7 protein-coding genes are annotated in these 7,646 nt (G+C 65.4%); 4 read left to right on the top strand and 3 right to left on the bottom strand.

Translation table 11 applies throughout. The features are described 5' to 3' along the window. From JSV65_19065 to JSV65_19055, 3 genes are all read left to right on the top strand, one after another. Positions 1-327: xanthine dehydrogenase family protein molybdopterin-binding subunit (locus JSV65_19065; protein ID UCH34592.1), on the top strand; the 327-nt coding region annotated here is incomplete at its 5' end. Between the two features lie 94 nt (positions 328-421). Continuing rightward, positions 422-1,006 carry a nucleotidyltransferase family protein gene (locus JSV65_19060; protein UCH34591.1) on the top strand — a complete coding sequence of 195 codons (585 nt, stop codon included), beginning with the start codon at positions 422-424 and terminating at the stop codon, positions 1,004-1,006. Continuing rightward, on the top strand, positions 975-2,033 hold the full coding sequence (locus JSV65_19055; protein UCH34590.1) for an XdhC family protein: 1,059 nt from the start codon (positions 975-977) through the stop codon (positions 2,031-2,033). The genes JSV65_19060 and JSV65_19055 overlap by 32 nt, the downstream gene beginning before the upstream one ends. Before the next feature lie 537 nt (positions 2,034-2,570). Here the strand turns inward: JSV65_19055 and JSV65_19050 are convergent. The 3 genes from JSV65_19050 to JSV65_19040 all read right to left on the bottom strand — a co-directional run bounded on the left by JSV65_19050 (position 2,571) and on the right by JSV65_19040 (position 6,039). Continuing rightward, entirely contained in the window at positions 2,571-3,803 is a 1,233-nt protein-coding gene (locus JSV65_19050) for a hypothetical protein (protein UCH34589.1), read from the bottom strand. Between the two features lie 240 nt (positions 3,804-4,043). Then, entirely contained in the window at positions 4,044-4,397 is a 354-nt protein-coding gene (locus JSV65_19045) for a hypothetical protein (protein UCH34588.1), read from the bottom strand. 58 nt (positions 4,398-4,455) lie between these two features. Next, a complete protein-coding gene (locus JSV65_19040; protein ID UCH36849.1) occupies positions 4,456-6,039 on the bottom strand; it encodes a sulfatase-like hydrolase/transferase in 1,584 nt (527 codons plus the stop codon). 446 nt (positions 6,040-6,485) lie between these two features. Here JSV65_19040 and JSV65_19035 point away from each other — a divergent pair. After that, on the top strand, positions 6,486-7,646 hold a 1,161-nt coding region (locus tag JSV65_19035; GenBank protein ID UCH34587.1), incomplete at its 3' end, for a hypothetical protein.

The following is a 7,646-nucleotide window of genomic DNA, read 5'->3' as shown; positions in this document are numbered from 1 at the left end:
GTCAATCCCGAAGGGGCGAGGATTCAAATGGAGGGCTGCATCACCATGGGTCTGGGCTACGCCTTGACCGAGGAGATCCGCTTCAGGGGCGGAGAGATTCTCGACCGCAACTTCGGCACCTATCAGATCCCGCGCTTCTCGTGGCTGCCGCAGATCGAGACGGTTTTCGTGGAGAACAAGAACGACGCCCCCCAGGGCGGGGGCGAGCCAGCCATCATCACCATGGGCGCCGTTGTCGCCAACGCCATCTGCACGGCGACGGGTGCGCGGCTGCTCCACTTGCCCATGACCCCCGAGCGGGTCGTGGAGGCATTGGCGAAACGGTGACCCCGTGTGCACTTCCCGCCGCACGCGCGCTCGACGGTACGCCACAGCCTCTGAGAAGGGACACTCGCCTCAGGGCGACGGTGGCTGCGGCGCAGTGGTGCTCGCGGCAGGGAGCTCGCGCCGCTTCGGCTCTCCGAAGTTGCTGATGCCCTTTGGCGACTCCACAGTCGTCGCCTCGGTCGTCTCCGCGGTGGCTGTGGCGGGTGTCGTCCCGATCATCGTCGTCGCTGGCGCGGATGCGGCAGCGATCGCCTCCGCCTTGGCGCCCACCGGCGCCCAGATCGTGCGCAACCCTTACCCGGAGCGCGGCATGGTCTCCTCGATACGCGTCGGCGTGGCGGCGCTGCCCGCCGCGCTGAGCCGCTTCCTCATCGCCCTGGGCGACCAACCCCGGATCCGCGCGGAAGCCATCTCCTACCTCATCCGCGCACATCAGGACAGCGGCAAGGGCATCGGTTTCCCAACGTACCGGGGCAAACGCGGCCACCCGCTGATCCTCGATCTCATCTACCGCGAGGCAATCCTCGCTCTCACTGATGACCAGACTCTCCGCGACCTTGTCCACGCCCACCTCGACGACAGCATCGAGGTGGAATGCGACTCCGACGCGGTCGTCAGCGACATGGACACCCGGGAACAATACGAGGATGAACTCCGCCGATTCCACGCAGAGCAGTAGTCGCGGCATCTATCAGGAGATTGTGAGGCTGCAGCAGGCGGGGCGCCGCGCCGCTCTGGCGACGCCGCTCTGGCTGAGCGGCTCAGTTCCGCTGGTGCTCGAGTCCTTGCTGCTCGTACGGGATGAGGGCTCGGCGCTGGGCACCATCGGCGGCGGGCCGCTCGAGGCGGAGGTGCTGCGGCAGGCCGCCGAGGTGATAGCGCAGGACGAGCCGCGCATCGCCGAGTTCGATCTGACGCAGGATGAAGCCGCCGACAGCGGCATGATCTGCGGGGGGCAGTGCGCGGTGCTCATAGAGCCTATCGGAGAGGACCGCGCGGTGCAAGTGTATGCCGCTGCGGCGCGCGCCGAAGCGGCAGGGGAGCGTGCGGCAATCATCACCATCATTCCCGAACAAGGCGCTCTGCGCAAACTGGCCCTGCTGCCGGACGGCGTGCTTCTGGGCACCAGCGGAGACGCCGTCAACGATGACGCGCTTCGCGAGTTGGGGGAGCGCTGCCGCGCCGAGGAGCGGCCCTGCTTCGTCAAGGAGCCGGTGCGCGCCCACCTGCAACCGGTCTTCGCTTCCCCTTGTCTCTGTGTCTTTGGGGCGGGCCACATCGCGGTTCCCGTCGCGCACTTGGCCGACCTCGTCGGCTTCCGGACGATCGTCATCGATGATCGCTCGGAGTTCGCGAACGCCCGCCGGTTCCCCCGGTCTACGGTGCTGGTCGCCGGCGTTGATGATGCCTTCGAGCGTCTGGCGATCGGCGAGGGAGCTTACGTGGTGGCGGTGACACGCGGTCATGCTCTGGACGAAGAGGTGGTCGCGCGTGCACTGCGAACTCGCGCGAGGTATATCGGGATGATCGGCAGCAAGCGGAAGGTGGCCGCGATCCGCGAGCGGTTGCTCCGGCGCGGCTTTGACGAGGACGACCTGTCGCGCCTACATGCGCCCGTTGGCCTACAGATCGGGGCGGAGACGGTCGAGGAGATCGCGTTAAGCATCGTCGCCGAGATCGTCGCGGTGCGCCGAGGATCGGGCTAGCCCGACGGCGCCGAGAGGCAGCGGGCCCGCCCCCCCTGCTTACCTACCAGCGACGACCGCATTGGCACCGATCCGCACCGGCGGAGAGGTTATCGCTTCTATCATGCACGGCCCACCAGTTTCCTCCTCCGTGTTCCGCGCAGGAAAGCCATCCCGGTGAGCAGAACAGCGCTTCAGATTCGGACCTTGGTGGCGACGCGCGACGACTATCGCAAGCTCGTCAGGGCGGCGAGACGCAAGAGGAAGGGCACGGGAACGGTGCTTTCGTTGGCTTCTCATTCCGCGGACATCGCTGAAGCTCGACACGGGCGCTCGATAGGATCCGATGGAGTGTTTGGCATTGGCGGAGGGCCGCTGATGCCGCAAGGCGCCAGCGGCGGCCTTGCCTGGCCGCGGCGTTCGCTGCCGCAGACACTCTTCCGGACGAGGTCATTGAGACGAGCGCCGAAGCCCACGAGGCATTTCTATAACACAAGAACCTCGATAGCTCTCGATGGTTGACCGGACGGCACGACTGCCCAGCCTTCACCGCGACTCTTACCTTTCTTCGAATACCTTCAGCCCCATCAGATCGGCAAGATGGCGGACACTCAGCGTGTGGTCGCCATAGAAGACCACGCGGTGCAAGAGCGTCATGGCGTCCTCGGTTTCCAGTGCGCTGCTCCACTGTAGGGCCATCTTCGCCGCGTCCCGGACCTTGGTGACGATCTGGGTACGGCAGCCGCGGACCGACTTCTCGGGCACCTCGATGATCTTCGCGGAGGAGAGCAAGATGGTGTCCAGATCAATCAGTTTCGCGCGGGTAATCGTCTGGCCCGCGCGCAACCGGACCTCGAGGACACAGCCACCGCCGAGCTCGGAGTGTCCTCGCAGCAGATAGGGGGCCTCGGTGCCGTCAGCCCCTGCCATCTTCAAGGGTGCCGTGCAGTGTGCCGTCCACAAGGCGTTGCGCGAGGTATCGAACGTCGCGTTGCCCTGGAAGCCGGGCTCATCGAAAGCGTATTGGAAGAGAATCATCGTCAGCAGCGAGTCCATGTCTCCTTCGCACGCGGCGGGGATGCCGCGGTCACGGAGTCGGCTGAAGCCCAGGCAGGGGAAGCCGCGCGGTAGCCAGCCCATGCAGGTCCCCACGGCCAGACCTTGAGCTCGATGTTGCTCCATCAACCGCTGGAGGGCCACGCTGACCCGGGCCGCCTTGGTGATGTCTTCTTTGGTGGGTTCGATGACCCGTCTGGCCCTCCGGATCCACCGTTCGGCCTCGGCCCGCACGGCATCCACCTCCACGCCGGCCAGCATCTCATCGAACACCGTCTGTTCCACGGGCACGACCTCGGCACCCAGGCGCTGTTTGACCTGCTCGGGGGAGCAGGCGGGCGCGGTCCCATGGGCGGGCGGGAAGAGGAGGATTCGCGTCTCCTGCATCATGGGGATCACCCGCAGGAGCCGCAGCGCGCGCTCCAGTTCGCCGTAGTCGCTGCTCGCCAGCAATGTCACGCGATGGCCGGCCCGCTGCCAGCGCGGCGGATACATCCAATCATGACCGCTGGCGGGAAGGGAAAACACGGCCAGCGGAACCTTGCGCTCCAAGATGGGCCCCACCACCTGCGTCAGAGCAAAGCACTGGAGATTGATGGCCAGCACGGGCGTGTCGCGGCCGGCTTGATCCAAAAGAGCGGCCGTTTGCTGTGCGCTGCGGGACCGGCCCATCACCAGGACCACGTTGCCCAGCTTCTTTTCCGCTTCCAGCAGGGCCGCCTTCGCCGCCTTCATCTGGGAGGCATCCGCCCCCCAGCCGCGATCCGCAGGGCCGGGGGTGCCCGTGAACATCGCGCAAATCCGCGACTTCCCGCTGGGCTGCGGAAACGCCGTTTGAGAGGCGGAGGCATACGTCGCCCATGGGCGAGTGGCCAACAGCAAGCCACCCATCGCACTCACACCCAAGAACTCTCGCCGCGTACAGCGTTCAGACATGCTGGGCTCCCCTCCGGGTCAGGCGTCCTCAAAGAAAGATCATTCCAAAACCACAGGTCCAAAGGCCACCAATCGTTCCCTTGGAGCGCACCGCCGGCAGCGATATTGACCTAGACCGTCGGCCAATGTCAAGCGCCACACGGTCGCCGGCGCGGGGTCGCCCCCGGACCTCGATGCGCAGTCATTGCGCATGCCGGTCGTGACAGGCACGCGCTCGAACGTGCCCCCCTGGGCGAGATACACGAGCGAGCGCTGTTTCTCCTTGAACACGGCGCGAGTCGGCACCATGACGGCATGGTTCACGCCGCCAAGCACCATCTCGAGACCTACGGTCACGCCGGGGCGCAGGCGGGCCGGGTCGGCCTTATCGAGCGTGACCAGAACACCGAACACCTTGCTGTGCTCTAATGCGCCATCGGATTCGTCCCACTGAAGCTGGCGACGAACAGCACTACTCCTGCTTTGTCTCACTGGGCACCGGGCTGAGAGGCGAAGGCGTCCGCGAAGTCTCAAGCCAGGCCTCGATGCGCGCCTCATCCTCATCCGCCCAGGCAACAACGTCTCCGGGCTCGAGGTCATCCCACCCGCTGAAGATGCGCGCCATGGTTTCCTCATACGTCCTGGTCTTCCGCTCTTCGTCTCGCCAGCGGCGGAAGGCTTCGCGGTCATAGTCCTTCACTTTCGCATCAACGGCTTCGTAGTCAACGATGCGGCGCAGGTGTGCGTCCATTTCCGCGACCACCGCCGGAGTGGTCTCCGCGCAGTTCGTCACTTCCTCGGGATCGTCCTTGAGATTGAAGAGCTGGGGCGGCAGGCCCACATACGCGATGTACTTCCAGTCGCCGCGTCGCAGCATGAACGCACCCGTGTTACACGTGGTGTCGTGGTATTCGCCCAACACCCAGTCCGGTCGGGCAGCGGAACCTTCGGCGAGTTCGGGCATCAGCGAGTGTCCGTCGAGCCCGTCAGGCTGGGTGATGCCGGCCATATCCATCAACGTAGGATGGATGTCCACGAGCGACACGGGCGCAGTCACTTCAGCGCCGTGTCGCACGTCGGGCCCTGCCACAATCAGCGGAATGCGCGCCGAGGACTCGTAGAGGTTCATCTTGTAGAACTGGCGGTGTTCGAGGGCGTTCTCGCCGTGGTCGCTGGTGAAGACCACATAAGTGCTTTGCGCCAGGCCCGTGCGCTCCAACGCCGCGAGTACCTCGCCCATCATCGCGTCCACCTCAGCGCACATCGCGTAGTAGATTCGCCTCACCCGCCGAACCGTGCCCTCAGAGAATCCGTGCATCCAGTTCTTCACCGCACGCTGATAGGCCATGGCCGGATGGTCCTGCTTGTCGGCGGGCGGAATCGTCACGCCGGTCTTCTCAATCAGATCGTAATACCTCTCAGACGTCACGAACCGCGGGTGCGGCGCGCTGATGCCGAGGTAGAGGGTGAAGGGAGTGCCCGGCGACTTCGCGGCGTTTTCAAGCCACGCCACGGCTCGATCCGTGTTTCTCCAGTCCTTTTCATGCACCCGCGCCTCGTCGCCCGCGATCAACTCGGGTCCGGCCATTCGGTACTGAGGCCGCGTGATGTTTGCCGACCGCGTCCAGGCCGACACCCGCGCCCGGACCGTGTGCCCCCCGGAGAGATAGTCCTCTTTCCCATAGGTCTGCGTGCGATATCCCGCCGCCTCGAGTTGCGTGCGGAAAGTCGCGTCGCTTTTCGATAGGCCCTTGTGGTTGTTCCACCCTTCGCAGTGATGGGTGTACCGCCCGCTCCACATACTCGCCCGCGACGGGCAACAGATCGGGGCGTTGCAGTAGGCGTTCCGAAACAACACCCCGCGAGCCGCCAGCGCATCCAGGTTGGGTGTCGCCTTGCGCGTGGCCGGATGGCCCATGCATCCGAGCACACGGCCGTCCCAACTGTCGGTTTGGATAAGCAGGATGTTTGATCGGCGCGACGCCTCATTGCCGCGGACACTTGGCGCAGCGCCTAATGCCGCCGTCGCCAAAGTTGTCAGACCTGCCGTCTTCAAGAACTCTCTCCTGGACGTCCTGCGCGCTGTTGGGACATTCGGCATGTTGCAGTTTTAGGTAGATGAGGCGGGCATTCCTGCCGCTCCGCCCACAGGGAAGCCATCCTGGCGCGGAGAAAAGCACTCCAGATTCGGACCCTGGTGGCAACGCGCGAGCACTGCCGCAAGCTCGCGCGGAGGGAACAATAATCGAGAGCCGGGACACGGGAGTGCACCCTAATTCAGCCTCGGAATCGTCCCAAGAACGCTGAAGCTCAACAACCCGCCTGGCACAGCGCATTCCCCTGGCCGCAGTAGATGCCCGCGCTGCCGTTGACAAACGGGACTGGCGGCTAGGCTATCCGGGCTATAGCAGGTACTTACCGGTCTACCGTGGAAGTGCGTTCAGATCCGGCACGGCAGCCGCAGCGGCTCCACGGCCGGGCATCAGCCGACCGGGGTACAGCATGAACCGCGCATTCGTTATTCGGTTGTCACACCTCGTTGCGCTCGCCGTGTCTTCGCTGATTCCACTGATCGCTCCGCAACCTGCACGCGCCGAGGGCGGCGCTTGGCCGCTGGTGGGGCAACTTGGCGGCGGCCTGCCGTATTTCGTCGCGGTTAACGGCGATTACGCGTACATTGCGGCCTTAGGCGCTATGACTGTCGTGGATGTTTCCTCGCCCGGCCAGCCACGCCAGATCGGTTTCTGTGATACGCCGGGCGAGGCGGTAGGCGTGGCGGTCGCGGGGGCCTATGCCTACGTCGCGGACGGTACCAGCGGACTGCGCGTGATCAACGTTTCGAATGCAGCGGCGCCGGTGGAGGTCGGCTCCTGTGACACGCCGGGTTATGCCTATGGGGTGGCGGTCGCGGGCGGGTATGCCTACGTCGCGGATGGGTCTGCCGGCCTGCGGGTGATTGACGTTTCCGACCCCGCGGCGCCCCTGGAGGTGGGCTTTCTTGACACGCCGGGCACTGCCTATCATGTGGCGGTCGCGGGCGGGTATGCCTATATCGCGGATGGTGCCAGCGGACTGCGCGTGATTAACGTTTCCAATGCCGCGGCGCCGGTCGAGGTCGCCTCCTGGGGTACGCCGGGCACTGCCCATCATGTGGTGGTCGCGGGCGGGTACGCCTACGTCGCGCATGGGTCTGCCGGGCTGCGGGTGATTGACGTCTCCGACCCCGCGGCACCGGTGGAGGTCGGTTACCTAGACACGCCAAGCCTGGCCGTGGGAGTGGCGGTCGCGGGCGGGTACGCCTATGTCGCGGGTTATGATGCCGGCCTCAGGGTGATTAGTATCTCGAACCCTGCGCAGCCCGTGGAAATCGGCTACTACGGCACACTCGGCAGCATAAACGACGTCGCGGTCGCCGGCGAGTATGCGTATGTCGCGGATTGGTCTGCCGGCCTGCGGGTGATTGACGTCTCCGACCCCGCGGCGCCCCTGGAGGTGGGCTTTTGCGACACGCCGGGTTATGCCTATGGGGTGGCGGTCGCGGGCGGGTATGCCTACGTCGCGGATGGGTCAGCCGGCCTGCGGGTGATTGACGTTTCCGACCCCGCGGCGCCCCTGGAGGTGGGCTTTCTTGACACGCCGGGCACTGCCTATCATGTGGCGGTT

The organism is Armatimonadota bacterium (assembly GCA_020354555.1).
GTDB lineage: Bacteria > Armatimonadota > Hebobacteria.
The sequence above is the reverse complement of the archived record's forward strand: the minus strand, read 5'-3'. Positions and strand labels throughout refer to the sequence as shown.

Excerpts from the sequence above, each read along its gene's own strand:
- JSV65_19050 (UCH34589.1), bottom strand. The coding sequence starts at position 3,803 with ATGAAGGCGGCGAAGGCGGCCCTGCTGGAAGCGGAAAAGAAGCTGGGC.
- JSV65_19055 (UCH34590.1), top strand. The coding sequence starts at position 975 with ATGAACTCCGCCGATTCCACGCAGAGCAGTAGTCGCGGCATCTATCAG.